Source organism: Bacillus sp. FSL W8-0116, from assembly GCF_038003825.1.
GTDB classification, from domain to species: domain Bacteria; phylum Bacillota; class Bacilli; order Bacillales; family DSM-4216; genus Bacillus_O; species Bacillus_O smithii.
In genome coordinates this window covers 104,759-122,845 of record NZ_JBBOPY010000002.1, presented here as the reverse complement: position 1 = coordinate 122,845, position 18,087 = coordinate 104,759, and the positions used below count along the sequence as shown (strand labels likewise).

The window sequence follows — 18,087 nt, the reverse complement described above, 5'->3', positions numbered from 1 at the left end:
CCGTTACAGAAAACTTATAAAAAGTTATAATTTCCTACAACTTTTATGTTTCATTACTTCTTCATCGTGTCTGCTTTCACGTCTATCTATTAAACAGATCGCTACTTGCATTTGGTGTAACACTCCAAAGTCGTAAATTCCCGACTAACGAATCGGTACATGTCTGCATTAACTTGCATTGTTAAGATGCAGATTCTAAAACATTTTCACCATATTTTTTAAGATTTATAGACGCTTGATAATCTCGATCAACAATATTTCCACATTCGCATTCAAAAGTTCTATCGGATAACTTCAAGTCTTTTTTAACTTTTCCGCAACAAGAACACAACTTAGAACTTGGAAACCATCTATCCGCCAAAATGAAGCGAATATTATTCCAATTTGACTTGTATTCAATTTGTCTTCTAAATTCATGGAAACACTGTTGTTGAACAGATTCAGCTAAATGTTTATTTTTCATCATACCTTTTACATTCAAATCTTCTAAAACAATAAACATTGGTTTTCTGTTTACGATTTCAGAAGTGATTTGATGTATGTAGTTATGACGAATATTCGTTAGTCTTCGTGAAACTTTTAAAAGTTGCTTTTCACTTTTTATAATGTTGTTGGTTTTCCTGTAACGGTTTCCCTCCCTTCCTTTTTCATATTTTCTTGAAATTTTACGTTGCAACCTGCGCTTTTTCTTTTCTAATTGCCTAATTCTTTTTGTTTTATTAATATTTCCATAAACTTTACCATCAGAACAAACAGCTAAATCTTTTATTCCTAAGTCAATACCTATCCCTTCTGTTTTTGAAGGAGAATAATCACTATCTGTTTCTATTCCAACAGATACCCACCAATTCAAACCATCAAATGTAAATCGAGGATTCATATACTTAACATTTTCACCAAATGGAATACGTCCTTTTTCTGCTAATCGAATCCAATTTATCTTTTGTTTATTCGACTTTTTACTTGAAGCAAATCCCTCTACTTTAACATGTGTTTTTGTGAATTTGATTTTCACATTATCCTGATAAAAACTAGGTATAGATTTCTTTTTCCTTTTAAATTTTGGATATTTTGATAGTCCTTTAAAAAATCGTTTGTAAGCATCACAAGCATCTTTAATAGCTTGTTTCGTTACATTATTACTTACATTATTCAGCCAATTAAATTCATCAAGCTTTTTCATTTGAGTAAACTGTTTTCTCAAAGTTGAATCATTGATGAATTTACCACCATTTTGATAATTTTCTTGTTGCTTTGCAATTGTCCAATTATAAGCAAATCTAGCTGTATTCGCATATATATAAGTTGAATTAAAGATTTACAACTGAACACACAAACGATCGATCGTTTGTTCTGGTTTCTGGTTGATTCGCTGAATAAAGGCTTGGACATTCTTTCTAATTTCTTGCACACTCGAATAGAACACGTTGTAAATCACGTCTGATTTCAGCCATTTCCATAGCCCTTCAATCAAGTTCAATTGCGGACTGTATGGTGGCAAAAAGACGAGCTCTAACCGATCTTCGTGTTCTTTTAAAAATGGCTGAATGAGTTTGGCATGGTGAATTCGAGCGTTATCTAAAATCATCACTATTTTGCCTGTGGGATAGCGTTCTAACACAAGTTGAAGAAATCGAAGAAATGTTTCCGCGTCATAGCATTCTTCTTCGATGCAAAACACTTCCCCTGTTTCGTAGTTCAACGTGCCAATCAGCTTCAGCCCTTGATGTTTTCCAAACGTCGGAATGATTCGTTGTTTTCCTTTGACAAACCATGTTTTTTGAATCGCTTGGTAATCACGAATCATCGACTCATCTTGAAAGAGGACATGGGCGATGTTCCCATCTACCAGTTTTTTTTTACTTCAGGGAAGGTGATTTCGACGAATTCTTTTTGTTTCTCTTCATCGGCATTGGCTAGTGTATAGGTCGGTTTCGTATAGCTTAGCCCTAACCGATGCAGAATGTCACTTGTTCCGCGAAGCGTGTATGTTGGCCCCCACTTTTGTTGAATGAGTTCAGCGATTATCGCAAGCGTCCAATTATATTTTGCTTCGAATCCCACATCTACGGGGAGCTGATGTTCAATGATCAAAGCCAGCTCTTTTTCCTGCTCAGGGGTCAATCGACGTGGGGCGCCAGGTGAGTATTTCATCTCCAGTCCATCAAGACCGCGCTGGGCGTAGGCATGAATATAGTTATAAATAGTTTTCTTGGATCGACCAATAATCGTTGCGATTTCTCCTTTGGTATATCCCTGCAAATGAAGATAAATCGCTTGGTAGCGTTCATATGCTCGTTTACTTTTTGCTTCTTTCATGGCAGTGGACAACTTTTCGATCTCGTCTTTGTGATTTGGCATCATATTTTCTCTCCGTTCCCCTATTTTCTCTTTGTATTTATTCGCCGTGGAACGGGAGAAAACCTTTATTTTAATTTATATAGCTGTATTCGCATATAGAAATAATTTAGTTTTTTGCTTATTATTTGGTTTCAACATCCCTTTTATTGACTTTATCATTTAGCAATTCCTCATTTTCCTCAATTAATTCATCTACTAACTTTCTAGTTTTATTAGCACGTTTTCCTTGTAATCTACAACTAAATACTGTAACAATCTGTATTAAATCTTCTACAAGTTCTTGTTCATCTGTTTTTTCAGTGCTATCTAAAACTTCAATCTCACACCCATTAAGGTTTGCCATATACTCAACCAATTCAAAACCAAATCTAAGAAGCCTATCTTTATGGAATACTACTATTTTATCTACTTCTTTGTTATTTATCATTTTGATTAGTTGACGCAAACCTTTTTTCTTGTAATTAATCCCACTACCAATGTCTTGAATGATTTCATATTCAACATTTAACGATTCTAAATATTTTTTCATATTTTCAACTTGTCTTTGCAAATCATCTTTTTGTTTATTAGAAGAAACTCTGCAATAACCAACCACTTTTTGACTAGTTTCTTTAATACCAAGTACCTCTTTAAGTTGATCGTGAGAATAATATCTATAGCCGTTTGAGCCAGTATGATGTGGTTTTAATTTTCCACTTTTGTCCCAATTTCTTAAAGTTTGTGGCGTTCGATTGATTAATTTGGAAAATTCATGAATGCTATAATATCTCATGCTATATTCCTCCTTAAATTAAATATAGCATGAAAAAATTAAAGTAAATAAAAATTTTATAACTTTTTATAAGTTATTCAAAACTGTTTAAGCCTCTCCACCCATACAGGATCAACAAGAGAAAGCGCTTCTTCATCCGCAATCAGCACCACATTCTCATGTTTTTTTAAAACAGAAGCAGGAATCTCTTCCGTTATTCCCTCATGAAAAAGTTTGCGAATAATAGGCGCTTTTTTCAATCCGGAAGCTAACAGTAAAATCTTCTTACTCTTCATGATCGTTTCTATTCCCATCGTAATAGCTTTCTTCGGAACTTCCTCAAGGGTGTTGAAAAATCTCGCATTAGCCTTTCGGGTCGATTCCGACAGTTCAACAATATGGGTTTTGGAATCAAAAGGCGTACCCGGTTCGTTAAAACCGATATGGCCATTCACACCGATGCCAAGAAGCTGCAGATCAATGCCGCCAAGACTTTCGATCCGCTCGTCATACTTTTTGCATTCTTCTTCAAGATCTTCCGCTTGTCCATCAGGCAAATAGGTGTTTTCAGGCGGAATTTGGACATGATCAAACAGCCTTTTTTTCATATAAAAATGGTAGCTTTGCTCGTGTTCAGGGCTTATTCCAATATATTCATCCAAATTAACCGTTAAAATCTGTCGGTAACTCGTTCCGTTCTTCTGATGGTCTTTTGCCAATAATTGATACGTTCCGATCACGGTTCCACCCGTGGCCAGCCCGAGAACCGAATCAGGTTTTTCTTTCACTTGGCGAATGATACATTCCGCGGCTTTTTGGCTCATTTCCTCATAGTTGGCTACTTTTACGACTCGCATCTAACTCCCCCTTTTCTAACAATAAAAGGAAATTGGGGCGTTTACATCTTTATATTACCTTTTATTCGTCTAGTTATCTATACCAGTATCAAAACAGCGGAAGGGAGCACCCTTCCGCTGCAATTATTAAGAAGTCGCATGTTCGTGTTCAGCTATTTTTTGTTTCATACGCTCCTGGTCGCGTTTTAAAATTTTCTTTAAATATTTTCCAGTATACGATTGTTCCACCTCAGCCACTTCTTCAGGCGTTCCGGTAGCCACGATCGTACCGCCTTTATCGCCGCCTTCAGGTCCTAAGTCAATAATATAATCGGCTGTTTTGATTACATCCAGGTTATGTTCAATTACAAGCACCGTATCACCGTTTTCCACCAGCCGTTTAAGGACCTTTAGAAGCCGAGCAATATCATCCACATGCAATCCTGTCGTCGGCTCGTCCAAAATATAAAACGTTCTTCCGGTAGAACGGCGATGCAATTCGGAGGCCAGCTTGACACGCTGTGCTTCCCCTCCCGACAATGTGGTAGCTGGCTGCCCCAGTTTGATATAGCCGAGGCCGACATCAGCAATCGTCTGCAGTTTACGCTTGATTTTCGGAATGTTTTCAAAGAATTCAAGCGCATCTTCCACCGTCATATCCAATACATCTGCAATGTTTTTTCCTTTGTATTTCACTTCGAGCGTTTCCCTGTTGTATCTCTTTCCATGGCAAACTTCGCAAGGAACATAGACATCTGGAAGGAAATGCATTTCGATTTTGATAATGCCATCCCCGCGGCAAGCTTCACAGCGTCCGCCTTTCACATTAAAGCTGAAACGTCCTTTCTTATATCCGCGCATCTTTGCTTCCGTTGTTCGGGCAAACACATCGCGAATATCATCAAAAACGCCTGTATAGGTGGCCGGATTGGATCGCGGAGTGCGTCCAATAGGGGATTGGTCAATTTCGACCACTTTATCCAAATGTTCAATGCCTTTCACTTCTTTATGCTGACCCGGCTTTTGTTTTGCTTGGTACAGCTTATGAGCAAGCGCCTTGTAAAGAATCTCATTGACAAGGGTGCTTTTTCCGGATCCCGACACGCCGGTGACAGCGATAAATACGCCTAACGGAAACTTCACTTTCACATTTTTTAAATTGTTTTCTTTTGCTCCTATTATTTCAATAAAACGACCATCCGGTTTTCGCCGTTCCTGCGGCGGCGGAATAAACTTTTTCCCGGATAAATATTGGCCCGTAAGCGAGTTAGGATCTTTCATCACTTCCTCAGGCGTGCCCGCTGATACGATCTCTCCTCCATGGACGCCTGCTCCCGGCCCGACATCGATTAAATAATCGGCGGCTAACATCGTATCTTCGTCATGTTCTACAACGATTAATGTGTTGCCTATGTCCCGCATTTCTTTCAGCGTCTCGATTAATCGATCATTGTCACGCTGATGCAGACCAATAGATGGTTCATCCAATATATATAAAACTCCCGTCAGTCGAGAACCGATCTGAGTGGCTAAACGAATACGCTGCGCCTCACCGCCTGAAAGCGTTCCGGCCGCACGGCTTAACGTCAAATAATCGAGGCCGACATTATCCAGAAAACCAAGCCGCTGGCTGATCTCACGCAAAATCAAATGGGCAATTTTCTTTTCCTTTTCCGTCAATGTGAGATTTTCAAAAAACTTTTTCGCTTCCTTAATGGAAAATTGAGTGACTTCTCCGATATGAAGACCGCCGATTTTGACAGCCAAGGCCTCTTTCCTTAAACGATGCCCTTTGCAAGTCGGGCATTTTTGATGAGCCATGTATTTTTCCATTTGCTCGCGTATATAATCAGATGTCGTCTCTCGATAACGGCGCTCAACGTTCGGGATCACGCCTTCAAACTCGATATAATTCTCCTTGACTTGGCCGAAATCGGTCACGTAGCGAAAATAAATGCTCTCACCATCTGATCCATATAAAATTTTGTCTAAAAGCGGTTTCGGTATATCCTTGACGGGTATATCCATATCAATGCCGTAATGATCGCACACCGCCTTTAAAAGCTGCGGGTAATATTGAGAGCTGGTAGGTTCCCAAGGTGCAATCGCGTTCTCGCGCAAACTCAAATTCCAATCCGGAATGACAAGATCAACGTCCACTTTTAATCTGGACCCTAATCCGTCGCAAGTCGGACAGGCACCGTATGGACTGTTAAACGAAAACATGCGCGGCTCCAATTCGCCGATCGAAAAACCGCAATACGGACATGCATGATGTTCACTGAATAACAGTTCTTCTTGTCCGATGACGTCGATAATGACTTTTCCTTCCCCTAGTTTCAGCGCAGCTTCTAAAGAATCGGCCAAACGGGAGTGAATTCCGTCTTTCACGACAATGCGGTCTACCACCACTTCAATCGAATGCTTTTTATTCTTATCTAATTGGATGTCTTCCTCCACATCCCGCATTTCCCCATCGACGCGAAGACGTACATACCCTTGTTTCTTCATATTCTCCAGCGTTTTGGCATGCGTTCCTTTTTTCCCGGATACCACTGGAGCAAGGATTTGCAGCCTCGTCCGTTCAGGATATTCCATAATGCGGTCCACCATTTGTTCAATCGTTTGAGAAGTAATTTCGATGCCATGGTTAGGGCAAATCGGATGGCCGATACGGGCAAATAACAGCCGCAAATAGTCGTATATTTCGGTTACGGTTCCCACAGTGGAGCGGGGATTTCGACTGGTCGTTTTTTGATCAATGGAAATAGCCGGCGACAGCCCCTCGATGGCGTCTACATCCGGCTTGTCCATTTGTCCGAGAAACTGGCGTGCATAAGCAGACAAAGATTCAACATACCTTCTTTGGCCTTCCGCATAGATCGTATCGAACGCCAAAGAAGATTTTCCGGAACCCGATAGCCCGGTTAAGACAACCAATTGATCTCTTGGAATGGTGACATCAATATTTTTCAGATTATGGGCTCGTGCTCCTTTAACAATGATTTGATCTTTTCCCATGATGGTCATCCTTCCGCTTTTAACTCTAAAATCGCATCACGCAGCTGGGCAGCACGTTCGAAGTCTAGTGCTTTGGCTGCTTCTTTCATTTCTGTTTCGAGACTGGCAATCAAACGATTCTTTTCTTCCGCAGATAGTTTTTTCTTGGGAGATTTTTCGTACGTTTCTTGTTCTTCCGCAGCATAAGTAGCTCGAATGACATCGCGAATGCCTTTTTGAATCGTTTTGGGAGTAATTCCATGCTCCTTATTGTACGCTTCCTGAATGGCACGGCGTCGTTTTGTTTCCGAAATGGCTTTTTCCATCGAATCGGTAATATGGTCGGCGTACATGATAACGTGGCCGTTTGCATTTCGAGCGGCGCGGCCTATCGTTTGAATTAAAGATCGTTCCGAACGCAAAAATCCTTCCTTGTCGGCATCCAAAATCGCCACAAGAGAAACTTCCGGAATATCCAATCCTTCTCTTAATAAATTGATCCCGACCAGTACATCAAATTTTCCGAGTCGTAAATCGCGGACGATTTCAATCCGTTCCAACGTCTTTACTTCCGAATGCAAGTATTGCACTTTTATGCCGACTTCTTTCAAATAATCCGTCAAGTCCTCGGCCATTTTCTTTGTTAAAGTGGTTACAAGCACTCGTTCATTTCTCTTCGTTCTTTCTTGAATTTCGGCAAGCAAGTCATCGATTTGCCCTTCGATCGGGCGGACATCGATGGTCGGATCCAGCAAACCGGTCGGCCGAATGATTTGTTCCACCATTTCCGGGCAATGTTCTATCTCGTAAGGACCCGGAGTGGCTGATACGTACACAATTTGGTTAATATGCTTCTCGAATTCTTCAAACGTTAAAGGACGGTTGTCCAAAGCAGACGGCAGCCGGAAACCGTGATCCACCAAAACTTGCTTTCTTGCTCTATCCCCGTTGAACATTCCACGAATTTGCGGTAATGTCACATGCGATTCATCGACCACGATTAAAAAATCATCCGGAAAATAATCAAGAAGCGTATATGGAGTGGAGCCCGGCGGTCTTAACGCCAAATGGCGGGAATAGTTTTCGATTCCGGAGCAAAATCCCATCTCTCTCATCATTTCCAAATCATATCGAGTTCGCTGCTCCAGTCTTTGCGCTTCCAGCAATTTTCCTTGGTCTCTCAGCTCTTTTAAACGTTCTTCCAGTTCGATTTCAATATTGCGAATGGCCATCTTCATTTTTTCTTCTCTCGTGACGAAGTGAGAAGCAGGGAAGATAGCCACATGTTCCCGTTCGCCAAGAATTTCTCCTGTCAGTGCATTGACTTCACGGATGCGGTCGATTTCATCTCCAAAAAACTCAATTCGGATACAGTGCTCATCCCGGGAAGCGGGGAATATTTCGACTACATCGCCGCGTACACGAAAGGTCCCGCGCTGAAAGTTAATATCATTGCGCTCGTATTGGATATCCACAAGTCGACGTAGAAGGTGGTCCCGCTCCATCTCCATGCCGACACGCAAAGACACGACCAAATCCCGGTATTCTTCCGGCGAACCTAAACCGTAAATGCAGGAGACGCTGGCAATGATAATGACATCTCGTCGTTCAAACAGAGCGGAAGTGGCAGAGTGCCGCAATTTGTCAATTTCATCATTGATGCTGGAATCTTTTTCTATATACGTATCCGTCTGCGGCACATACGCTTCCGGTTGATAATAGTCGTAATAACTGACGAAATATTCCACTGCATTATTCGGAAAAAATTCTTTAAACTCACTGTATAATTGGCCGGCTAACGTTTTATTATGAGCGATGACCAATGTCGGTTTATTCACTTCTTTAATTACATTCGAAATCGTGAACGTTTTGCCTGTTCCTGTTGCACCAAGAAGCGTTTGATGCTTCTTTCCTTCCCGTATTCCTTTTACCAGCTGTTGAATGGCTTTCGGCTGATCGCCTTGCGGACGATATTTCGAAACAAGTTCGAAGCGATTTTCCACTCGCAAGATCCCCCCTATATTGAGCCGAAAAGAAGAATATCTTCCTTCATGGCTGTTTTGCTTTCTATAAAAAACATCACATAAGACCAACTGCGATATTTGTTTTATTCCAAATTCCTGGTTATTTTCCATTCTACCACAACGACATGTCCATTCACCAATCATATGCGAACAAGTTTTCGATCACAAGATAAGCAGAAGCAAAAATAAAAGCAATCAATCCATTTGATCGCTTCTTTGGTTATGTGGCCTGCTGGTTCTCTTCATGAAAGCCACTTTTTTTAAAGGCAAACTGGACGCAAGAAATCTCTCATTTTATCCTTTCGCTTTCTGACTTGTCCCTTGTCCTTTCTTTTGTTTTTTTTCGATTTTTAAAAAAGGCAATGATCAGCAAAATAAGGGGAAGGACGATTTGAAATGGCAAATGCAAATAAATGGGAACTAAATTCAATCCTTCTTTTATGTGCTCGAAATAATTATCGGCAATGGAAATGGATGCAAATAAAATAATGATAGCAACTATATATACTAATTTTTTATAATCCGATATCCGAAAAATTTCCGCAGCTCCGATAGTGGCTGCGTAGAAAAACAGGCCAATTTTAAAAAAGCCGCCAATTACTAACGCTATTAGAAAAAAGATATCCAAGCGTTCCAGAAAATCAGGCATTTCAATTTGTTGAATAGTGGCCAGCAACGGAAACACCGCCCTAGAGAAAAGATCCACCCCCAAGACCCCTATATTGATAGCGGTAATTATCATTAAATTAATTCCGCTGATCGTGACGGCCGATAATCCAACGGCTTTTGCTTTTTCAGGTCTATTTAAATATGGAAGGATCATGGTAAACACAATCATTTCCCCAAACGGTACATATAATGTTTCTGTGGCAACGGCTTTCAAAATAGGCTTAATCCCATTTTCCAGCATGGGCCTTAAATGGTCTATCTTTACCAAACCAGAAACGAATACCAACACAAATCCTATAATGGCAAGAATATAAAGAACTACAAAAGATAATTCACTCGTTCTTGCCATCACTTCAATTCCTTTATTCAATGCATAAACAAGGGTTGCCATCATAATCGCATTAATGATCAGCACAGGCGTCTCAGGATAAGAAAATGTTACCAGCAATTCCCCAAAGTCACGCAGCACTCTTGCTGCCAAATAAAGGAAATATACAACATAGACAAAACCTATGATTCTTCCTAGAACTGTCCCAAGAATATCTTGTATGTAAGTTGTCATCAACTTATTAGGATAATACAAATAAAGGCGTTGGTAGATAAGGAATAACACTAGCCCCCCCAACATTCCTCCCAATACAGATATCCACGCATCTTGTCTGGTTTGAACGCTTAAGGGAAGGACAATCGCACTTCCCATTTCAAATAAAAAAATGAGAATGAATAACTGGAGGCCGTCTATTTTTGCCTTCTCCATTCATGGATCACCGCCTTTTTTCTTCCTTAATAGTGGACAGGAATGATTTTGTCCGCAATTCTGAACGCCGTATGTGCGTTCTCACTTCAACCTTTATGTCCATAGTTGGGAAATAATCATCGCTCCACTTCGTGTGTACCCTTTTCCAAAACTTCGGATCGTGCCTATGGATCGCATCGCCAAAGCCGAAAATATCCGTGTGGTTCCGTTGAGCGATTTTGATCGCTCGCTCAACTTCTCTTTCAATTTCTCTATTGGTTTGTCTTTCAATTTTTTGGATGACTCGCAAGTTCGTGATATCAACCGGGACGAGCATTTCTCCAATATCGCCTTCCACTTTCACCAAGACGGACCCTACCGGTTTTCCGTTTTTCACCTTGGCTGTCAGCTTTGTTTTGTCCCGAATCACTTCATAGGAAAGGGCCTTTTTTCTTCCACCCCAATCGACGCTTACACTCGTGGACCTCATCTTTCCCAGCGACCAGGTTACTCCTCGCGCTGTTTTGCCGTACACCCATTTTTTTAGTTTTCCATCTTTAATCATGGCGAATCCGCTTATTTCGATATTACTTACTGGATTTGTTCTTTGCAGGTTTTCCATCGTCCCCCTTTGTTCACTGTTATGGATCAGCCTGATCCCCGGAATGACCGGTTGTTTCCCCGGGGAAATCAATTGTTGAATGACATCAGAAATTTTGGTTGGGAAAGTTTCACTCCATATTGACTCGGAAGTCGTCAGCGTTTTGCGAATTTGATCAGCGGGAATTTTATCAATTGGCGTCAAAGTTTCTAAAATGGTCTGCGCCTTTGTTCCTTTTGCAACCACCATTGTCGTTGTGTTTCGAATTTGTTGGTCTCTTTCGATGGCTTCCAGAATAACAGGTATATTTTTTTTAGCCACTTTTTCTCCTATTACGAGCATATTCGTATGAGAAAAGTACAAACGCCTTGAAATCATTGTAGAAGCTTTTCTGGTAGCTTCAACGATGTTATCACCTTTTTGATGATACACGACTATCGGCAGTCCTTGTCCTCCTCCGCCACCTTGCTGGAGAGCCCCGGCCACATTTCCGGGATTGACAATTTGCATGCTGACCTCATATTTTCCATCCTTTGTCATATCGATGCCGAGTGCCAACACCAACGCCAGACTAGTCAGTTCACGCTTGCTCCAACACCCTGAAAGGAGAAGTTGCAAACATACTATCATGAACAATAAGGAGCGCTTACGAATCATTTTTTTCACCTTTTTCATTTTCGTTCTGAGAATGGGAATGATCCGGCGGCTGCGGCCGCTGATGTTCACCCGCTCTTGTAATATTCGATTGGCTAATGAGCCGTGGTCTCTCTTTAAATTTCCAGATTGGCTTGCGAACTAAGGTGTCGCCAAAATTAGCCGGTATAGAAGGAGCAAGCGGAGTCATATACGGCATCCCAAAAGAGCGAAGGCTGCATAGATGAATCACCATCACCAATATTCCCATCAAGCAGCCGTAAAACCCGAATGTCGCCGCCATCACCATAATGATAAAACGAATCAAGCGCACCGATATCGCAATAGAATAAGCAGGGGTCGCAAAACTGGCAATGCCCGTAATAGAAACGACAATGACCATGGCCGGCGATACAAATCCGGCTTGAACCGCTGACTGGCCAAGGACAATCGCTCCCACAAAGGATACGGTTTGTCCAATCGCCCGCGGAAGCCTTACCCCTGCCTCTCGTATAATTTCAAACGTTACTTCCATAATCATTGCTTCCACAAACGCCGGAAAAGGAACCGATTCACGCTGTGCTGCCAGCGCAATCACAAGAGGGGTCGGTATCATTTCCTGATGAAAAGTAGTCGCTGCAATATAGATAGCCGGACCTACGAGAGAAATAAAAAAAATCAGCACTCGTAAAAAACGGAGGGCAGAACTAAGATCAAACCTGCCATAATAATCATCCACCGCCTGAAAAAACTGGATAAAAACGGCCGGCGCCAAGAGGACATATGGTGTGCCATCCACCAATATCGCTACTCTTCCTTCCAATAAATTAGCCGCCGCCACATCCGGTCTTTCGGTATGAAACAACGTTGGAAAAGGAGTAAACGTTTTGTCCTCAATCAGCTGTTCTATGTAGCCAGTCTCCAGAATACTATCGATATTGATCCGCTTTAACCTTATCCTGACTTCCTCTACCACTTTTTCATTGACAATTCCTTTAATATACATAATCGCCACATCTGTCTGCGTCACTTTGCCAATTTTCATGGATTCCAGCCATAGATTCGGATTTTTAATTCTTTTTCTGATTAAGGCACTGTTTGTTCGGATCGTTTCCGTAAAACTGTCCTTCGGCCCGCGAATGGAAATTTCCGTATCCGACTCCGATATTTGCCGCTTTTCCCCTCCTCTTGTATTAGCCGTTAACGCTTTAGAAACGCCATCTACCAGGATGATCGTTTGTCCCGTCATTAAATTGGTAAACAAATCTTCCCAACAATCTAATTCTTTCACTTCTCCGATCGGTAAAATTTTTTCTTTCAATACCTGAAGCGCTAAGTTCGGGTTTTCCAAATTTTGTTCGTTCGTATCTTTCATGGCCGATTCTATCAAAAAGTCTTTTACGGTCAGATCGTCTACAAGCCCTTCCGTATAAATAATGGCAGCTGTGATATCCGCTTCTCGCCCCATTTTGATGACACGAACAATGATATCGCTGCTGTTGCCCGTTGTTTCTTTGATGACATCTATATTGGTCGCAAGCGATTTCTCTATATCTCCTTTTGGCACATTTTTGGATTGTCCTAATTGCTCCTGTTTTTTGCTCACCTGTTTTTTCTGTTTGTTCTTTTTGCCTTTATGAAAGAACATTTTCTTAAACAATCCCATCATAATCCCTCGTTTTCAAAAAATGGATGTATCTGTAGTTTCCCGCATATACCGTGGAGATTATACGAACTTTTTTTCTTACATGATCTGGGACAAAATAGAGAAAAATAAAGAAAACATATGTTGTGAGGATGTCATCATGAAGGTCATTTTTACCGTTCTTTTAATCATCGCGGTTCTTTTCGCTTTAATTTTTTCACTCGATTTACTGTTAGGGTACCGATATCAAAATGCGTTTTTAAAAACGCTCGACCCCTTTCGAAAAATGGAAAAAGAAGAAATTATAACGCTTGCTCTCTTTTTTATTGTGTACATCATCAAGCAAGTCATAAGACTATATAAAAAAAGAGCAAGAACAAAAACAATCAAAAAAGCAGCCCCCAAAAATAAGCTGCTTTTTTATGCGATAAACATATTCAAAAAAACAATGGAAATGTTTTCAATCAGAGGTTATTACACTGTCTTTCATCGGTGAACTTCTATCAGTGGGAGTCCGCTGTCTGATCAAGCGAGGTCAAAAAGCCGTAGAGTCCGTATAAAGTACAAAATCTGCCTATTCATGCGGCCTCGAACAGCAAAAAAATAGCGCCAGGAATGATCAGCAATAGTTCCTAAGCGCTTTTCTTTTGACTTCTTTTCCAATAGTTCGATAACCAAAATCCAGCCGTTAAAGAAGCGGCATCAATGATCACCAAAGGCCACGTATGAGTATATCCTTTGTAAGCGGAAGCAGCGATTAAGGCGACAGTTAAAACCAGTCCGATGACTTCATTATACGTGATACGTGCAAACAGCAGCACCAGTAATCCGGGAACAAACATTGCCAACAATATTTTCCCTTCCATATCCACACCCCTTAATGGCACCATTCTGCTATCCATCATATAACATACAGAATAAACTGAAAAGTCATTAACAAAAAATTACTGCTTTCTGTTTATTCAGACGGATTTTGTTTTTTGAAAATAATATCTTCTGTCATTTGTTCCAGTTCACTTTGCGGAATGTATGTCTCCGATAATAAATCAGGCACGATTTCCTTCAAAAAGTATTGAACGCAATTCATATCTTTAAACTCCATAATAGTGGACAAAGCTTCCTGATAAATTTCGCGGAATAGCGGTTCCGGATTTCCTTTTTGGATTTCCCCGAACGATTCATAGAGTAAATCAATTTTATCCGCCACTGATAAAATTCTCCCCTCTAATGTATCATCTTTCCCTTCTTGAAACCGTTCCAGATAAATCGATTGAAATTCTTCAGGAAATTCTTTTTCCACAAATTTCTTCGTCATTTGCGCCTCCACTTGTGAAAATAGTTCTTTTAATTCATTAGAAGCGTATTTCACAGGCGTTTTTATATCGCCGGTAAACAATTCCGCATAATCATGGTTGAGCGCTTTTTCATACAGCGCTTTCCAATCTACTTTTTCGCCATGCGCTTCTTCTACCGTCCCTAAAAATTGGGCAATTTTCGTCACTTTAAAAGAATGAGCTGCAACCGAGTGCTCTTGATATTTAAACTTTCCCGGACAACGAAACAGATTTTCTAAGTCTGATAAACTTTTAAAGTAGTTGTGTACTCCCATAAGCCATCCTCCTTAAAAAGTATATTTCGAATGATTGTATCAATTTTTGTTGAAAGTTTCCACTAAAATGGATGAATTATCGAATTATCATGGAAATCGTTACCGCACCAATACCCGTCTCATCTCGGTTACGGTGGGCGCCATTCGCCAATCTTATGGATGAAAAAAGACCGCCCTTTTCATGTTACGAAGAACATTTCGCTAAAAGGGAGGCCTCTCTTTATCGCGGGAAACAACTGCTATGATACAGCTGACCCGTTTATATGTCTTTCTTCATCAATGAAAATTAACCCAAGTTCATGGTGTTCGCCTTCATATAAAGAACTTTGGGCAAAGCGAACTTGGCCGTTCACATCATACACTTCCAATTTGCAAAATGCACGGTTGCGTTGAAGCGCTTCATAAAATTCTTTCTCGCTGTTGACTTCCACTCCGTTCGTTTTACGGATAATTTCCCCACTTTTCAGTCCCATTTTATGAGCGGGTGTAAAGGGGAGAACCCCCAAAATCAAAACACCTTTCGTACTGGGCGTAAAAAAATGGGGCTGACTTTTTTGCCGATTGTGGTCAAAATAGGAAATCGCCAACCGACCGGCAAAAGCAAAGATCAAGGCTGCATAGCTTATGACCGGGACCCAATGAGACACGAAGGCAAGCAATAAGGTAAACACACCGAGCCAAATCACCTTTCTGCCCGTTTCCTTCAACGCCCTCTCCGGAATAGAAGCCGTCATCGTCCGTTCAAACCCTATTAAAAAAGGAAAGAAAAACAACGTGAATGATTGTGCTCCAATGGAAAAGAACGGCCACCAATCAAAAGAAGAACGAATATGATCAGCAGGTAGCAATAAAAACACAGGAATGAGCCACGTACGTTGAGAATAGTGAGCGCCCACCGTCAATCCCCGCGGACTTTGGACAAGTCTTGGCGAAGTGTCCCGCCAAGCATTTCGATAAATGAGCGCCCCTTCTCCTATAAGAAGAAGCCCCGCAAGAACAGAGAGCGATACAAATACGAGCGGTTCTGAAACGGTGGAATCAGCATTAGGCAGACCCATGCCAGCTGCTTTCGCCACATAATACAGAATGGCCGCACCGCCAAAAATCCATGCCGGCGATAAAAACCGGGCCCTGAAAAAGCTAAGCAGCAGAGTGGTCGTGGCTAACAGAGCGCATGAAAACCAAGACACTTCAACACCAAGAGCCAGCGTACAGGCGGAAATAATGACCCCGGCGACCAACCCGGCCGGAAGCAACATGCGCAATTCGTGGTATATATCGTATACACTGATATCAAAATCTTTCCGTTCTCTTTTTACTCGCCATAATCCAATACAGACAGAGAAGATGAAAGAAAAATAAAAAAGCGGATGGAGAAAAAGTTTACCAAAGCCTTTTGCCAATTCAAGCAGAATATCTTGTATCAATAGGAAACCACCATCCTTTCTTCCGTCTCACCGTTTTGAATGTAATCTCATTGTATCAAATGAATGATGAAAACACATATAAAATTACACAAAGATCATAATGAAATCATAGCGGACTTCTCTTTCGCCGCAAATTCTTTTCATGAAGTTCTCCCGTCACACGTCCTGGACAATAGCGGCCAAAGGACAACCGTTTACGGCCAAAACTATTTCTATATTACATAAACCAGATATCAATAGACAAAGCCTTAAATGTCATTTAGTTTTGCCAATTTTTTCATCATCGCTGACAACCTTTAGCGCCACATTCAGCTGCAAATCATTTTTATCTTTTTTCATCGCTTCCATGATTTTAGTCTCCAGCATTTGCGCTGTCTGCTTATCAATTTGTCCGTTCACTTTTATTTGATTTTCCATTTGAAAGGCGCGAACCGCTTTTTCCGTTTGAGCGCTAAAATAGCCATCGGTCCGTCCGGGAGCGTATCCCAGTCCATCCAGCATTTCTTGGGCGTTTTTGACTTGATCGGTATTCATATCTTTCTTTAGCGGTTTTTCTATTTGAAGAGGATGAACGTAGAAATAGTCAGGCTGCTTCACCACAATGTTCGGTTCAATCCCTTTATGATGAATCCAATTGCCGTTTGGCGTCAGCCATTTATAAGTCGTTAATTTAATATTGCTGCCGTCACTGAGGGGAACCGCTTGCTGAACCGTTCCTTTGCCAAATGTCTTTTGTCCGATTAAAGTATATCCTTCTGCCTCCTTCAGTGCTGCGGCTAAGATCTCAGATGCAGAAGCGCTTCCGCCATCTGTAAGGACCACAATCGGATAAGGTTTAGCTTTTTTGGTCGTTGAATAATATTCCACTTTCTTTCCGGATCGTTCTTCTATTTGCAAGTACGGCTTATGATCCGTAACGAGTTCTTTTAAAATTTCTTCAACGCTTGTCAATAATCCTCCTGGATTGCCCCGAACATCGAGAACAAGTCCTTTGATGTGTTCTTTCTCTAACTGCTTTAATTTCTTTTTAAAGTCTTTTCCCGTTTCTTCCGAAAAAGAGGTAATTTCGATATATCCTATTCGTTTTCCATCTTCTTTCTTGATTTTTCCATTCACCGTTTGAATCGGTATTTCGCCCCTTTTCACTTTAAATGTCAACGGTTTTGCCGCCCCATCTCTTCTCACTTCCAACGTGACGGATGTTCCCTTTTTTCCGCGGATTTTTTCAGTCGCCTTATATAAATCCAACCCCTCTACGTTTTTGCCATTGACTTTGATAATCTGATCGTTCGGCTTTAAACCTGCCTTTTCCGCCGGTGAATCTTTCAAGGGCGAAACGATGAATACTTTTCCGTTTCTAACGGTGATCTCAGCCCCGATCCCTTCAAAAGCAGAGTCCAAAGAATCATTAAACTGGTGAGCGGTTTCAGCATCCATATAAACGGAATAAGGGTCTTTCAAAGCAGCCAGCATTCCGGAAATGGCCCCTTCCACCAGCTGACCGCTGTTCACCTTCTTCACGTATTTTTTTGAAATCAATTCATACGCCACTTCCACTTTATGGAGTTCATCCGTAAGTTTGTAAGACGCCTCGCCTGTTTGGCCAGGCTCCCGGCTTTCTTGCGGCGCCCTCTGATCCCAAATTTTCAATCCTGCATAAGTGCTCCCTGCACCCGTTAAAAAAGAGCACGACACAAGAAGAGCAGCCCATTTTCTCTTCATCACTCATACATCCTCCTGTCCAAAAGCCTTCTCCTCTTTTTGAGGTTCGAGCTAGCCTGACGTTCGTGTCATT

14 protein-coding genes are annotated in these 18,087 nt (G+C 41.2%); 1 reads left to right on the top strand and 13 read right to left on the bottom strand.

The window, feature by feature from the left end; translation table 11 throughout:
* Positions 1–181: 181 nt before the first annotated feature.
* From N1I86_RS16590 to N1I86_RS16550, 9 genes are all read right to left on the bottom strand, one after another.
* Positions 182–1,300: an RNA-guided endonuclease InsQ/TnpB family protein gene (locus tag N1I86_RS16590; RefSeq protein WP_341097550.1), complete on the bottom strand. Its 1,119-nt coding sequence runs from the start codon at positions 1,298–1,300 to the stop codon at positions 182–184.
* 18 nt (positions 1,301–1,318) lie between these two features.
* A protein-coding gene (locus N1I86_RS16585) for an IS630-like element ISBs2 family transposase (RefSeq protein ID WP_076611651.1) occupies positions 1,319–2,364 on the bottom strand; the annotation gives its coding sequence in 2 pieces (ribosomal slippage) (positions 1,319–1,858 and positions 1,861–2,364; 1,044 coding nt in all).
* A gap of 118 nt (positions 2,365–2,482) precedes the next feature.
* Positions 2,483–3,133 carry an IS607 family transposase gene (locus N1I86_RS16580; protein WP_003353566.1) on the bottom strand — a complete coding sequence of 217 codons (651 nt, stop codon included), beginning with the start codon at positions 3,131–3,133 and terminating at the stop codon, positions 2,483–2,485.
* Between the two features lie 77 nt (positions 3,134–3,210).
* Entirely contained in the window at positions 3,211–3,969 is a 759-nt protein-coding gene (gene nagB, locus N1I86_RS16575) for a glucosamine-6-phosphate deaminase (protein ID WP_341097539.1), read from the bottom strand.
* Positions 3,970–4,095: 126 nt separating this feature from the next.
* Positions 4,096–6,969, bottom strand: a complete 2,874-nt coding sequence (gene uvrA, locus N1I86_RS16570) for an excinuclease ABC subunit UvrA (protein WP_341097538.1) — start codon at positions 6,967–6,969, stop codon at positions 4,096–4,098.
* A gap of 5 nt (positions 6,970–6,974) precedes the next feature.
* Positions 6,975–8,951 carry an excinuclease ABC subunit UvrB gene (gene uvrB / locus N1I86_RS16565; RefSeq protein ID WP_003352347.1) on the bottom strand — a complete coding sequence of 659 codons (1,977 nt, stop codon included), beginning with the start codon at positions 8,949–8,951 and terminating at the stop codon, positions 6,975–6,977.
* 310 nt (positions 8,952–9,261) lie between these two features.
* On the bottom strand, positions 9,262–10,398 hold the full coding sequence (locus N1I86_RS16560; protein ID WP_341097535.1) for a GerAB/ArcD/ProY family transporter: 1,137 nt from the start codon (positions 10,396–10,398) through the stop codon (positions 9,262–9,264).
* Positions 10,399–10,405: 7 nt separating this feature from the next.
* Positions 10,406–11,635: a Ger(x)C family spore germination protein gene (locus N1I86_RS16555; protein WP_341097533.1), complete on the bottom strand. Its 1,230-nt coding sequence runs from the start codon at positions 11,633–11,635 to the stop codon at positions 10,406–10,408.
* Entirely contained in the window at positions 11,625–13,259 is a 1,635-nt protein-coding gene (locus tag N1I86_RS16550) for a spore germination protein (RefSeq protein WP_341097548.1), read from the bottom strand. Before N1I86_RS16550 ends, N1I86_RS16555 begins: the two co-directional genes overlap by 11 nt.
* A gap of 157 nt (positions 13,260–13,416) precedes the next feature.
* Between N1I86_RS16550 and N1I86_RS16545 the strand changes: the two genes are divergently transcribed.
* The gene (locus tag N1I86_RS16545) at positions 13,417–13,752 is read left to right on the top strand and encodes a hypothetical protein (RefSeq protein WP_341097531.1); all 336 of its coding nucleotides are present in this window, start codon (positions 13,417–13,419) and stop codon (positions 13,750–13,752) included.
* A gap of 136 nt (positions 13,753–13,888) precedes the next feature.
* Here N1I86_RS16545 and N1I86_RS16540 read toward each other — a convergent pair whose 3' ends face one another.
* The 4 genes from N1I86_RS16540 to N1I86_RS16525 all read right to left on the bottom strand — a co-directional run bounded on the left by N1I86_RS16540 (position 13,889) and on the right by N1I86_RS16525 (position 18,014).
* Positions 13,889–14,146 (bottom strand): CsbA family protein, encoded by a 258-nt coding sequence (locus N1I86_RS16540; RefSeq protein ID WP_003352352.1) that lies wholly within the window; start codon positions 14,144–14,146, stop codon positions 13,889–13,891.
* A gap of 68 nt (positions 14,147–14,214) precedes the next feature.
* Positions 14,215–14,865 (bottom strand): HD domain-containing protein, encoded by a 651-nt coding sequence (locus N1I86_RS16535; protein ID WP_003352353.1) that lies wholly within the window; start codon positions 14,863–14,865, stop codon positions 14,215–14,217.
* A gap of 239 nt (positions 14,866–15,104) precedes the next feature.
* Positions 15,105–16,292 carry a PDZ domain-containing protein gene (locus N1I86_RS16530; protein WP_341097529.1) on the bottom strand — a complete coding sequence of 396 codons (1,188 nt, stop codon included), beginning with the start codon at positions 16,290–16,292 and terminating at the stop codon, positions 15,105–15,107.
* 255 nt (positions 16,293–16,547) lie between these two features.
* Complete coding sequence (locus tag N1I86_RS16525) at positions 16,548–18,014, bottom strand: S41 family peptidase (RefSeq protein ID WP_270584022.1); 1,467 nt, start codon at positions 18,012–18,014, stop codon at positions 16,548–16,550.
* Positions 18,015–18,087: the final 73 nt, after the last annotated feature.

Excerpts from the sequence above, each read along its gene's own strand:
- N1I86_RS16550 (WP_341097548.1), bottom strand. The coding sequence starts at position 13,259 with ATGTTCTTTCATAAAGGCAAAAAGAACAAACAGAAAAAACAGGTGAGC.
- N1I86_RS16545 (WP_341097531.1), top strand. The coding sequence starts at position 13,417 with ATGAAGGTCATTTTTACCGTTCTTTTAATCATCGCGGTTCTTTTCGCT.
- N1I86_RS16535 (WP_003352353.1), bottom strand. The coding sequence starts at position 14,865 with ATGGGAGTACACAACTACTTTAAAAGTTTATCAGACTTAGAAAATCTG.
- N1I86_RS16555 (WP_341097533.1), bottom strand. The coding sequence starts at position 11,635 with ATGATTCGTAAGCGCTCCTTATTGTTCATGATAGTATGTTTGCAACTT.
- nagB (WP_341097539.1), bottom strand. The coding sequence starts at position 3,969 with ATGCGAGTCGTAAAAGTAGCCAACTATGAGGAAATGAGCCAAAAAGCC.
- N1I86_RS16525 (WP_270584022.1), bottom strand. The coding sequence starts at position 18,014 with ATGAAGAGAAAATGGGCTGCTCTTCTTGTGTCGTGCTCTTTTTTAACG.
- N1I86_RS16540 (WP_003352352.1), bottom strand. The coding sequence starts at position 14,146 with ATGGTGCCATTAAGGGGTGTGGATATGGAAGGGAAAATATTGTTGGCA.
- N1I86_RS16580 (WP_003353566.1), bottom strand. The coding sequence starts at position 3,133 with ATGAGATATTATAGCATTCATGAATTTTCCAAATTAATCAATCGAACG.
- N1I86_RS16560 (WP_341097535.1), bottom strand. The coding sequence starts at position 10,398 with ATGGAGAAGGCAAAAATAGACGGCCTCCAGTTATTCATTCTCATTTTT.
- uvrA (WP_341097538.1), bottom strand. The coding sequence starts at position 6,969 with ATGGGAAAAGATCAAATCATTGTTAAAGGAGCACGAGCCCATAATCTG.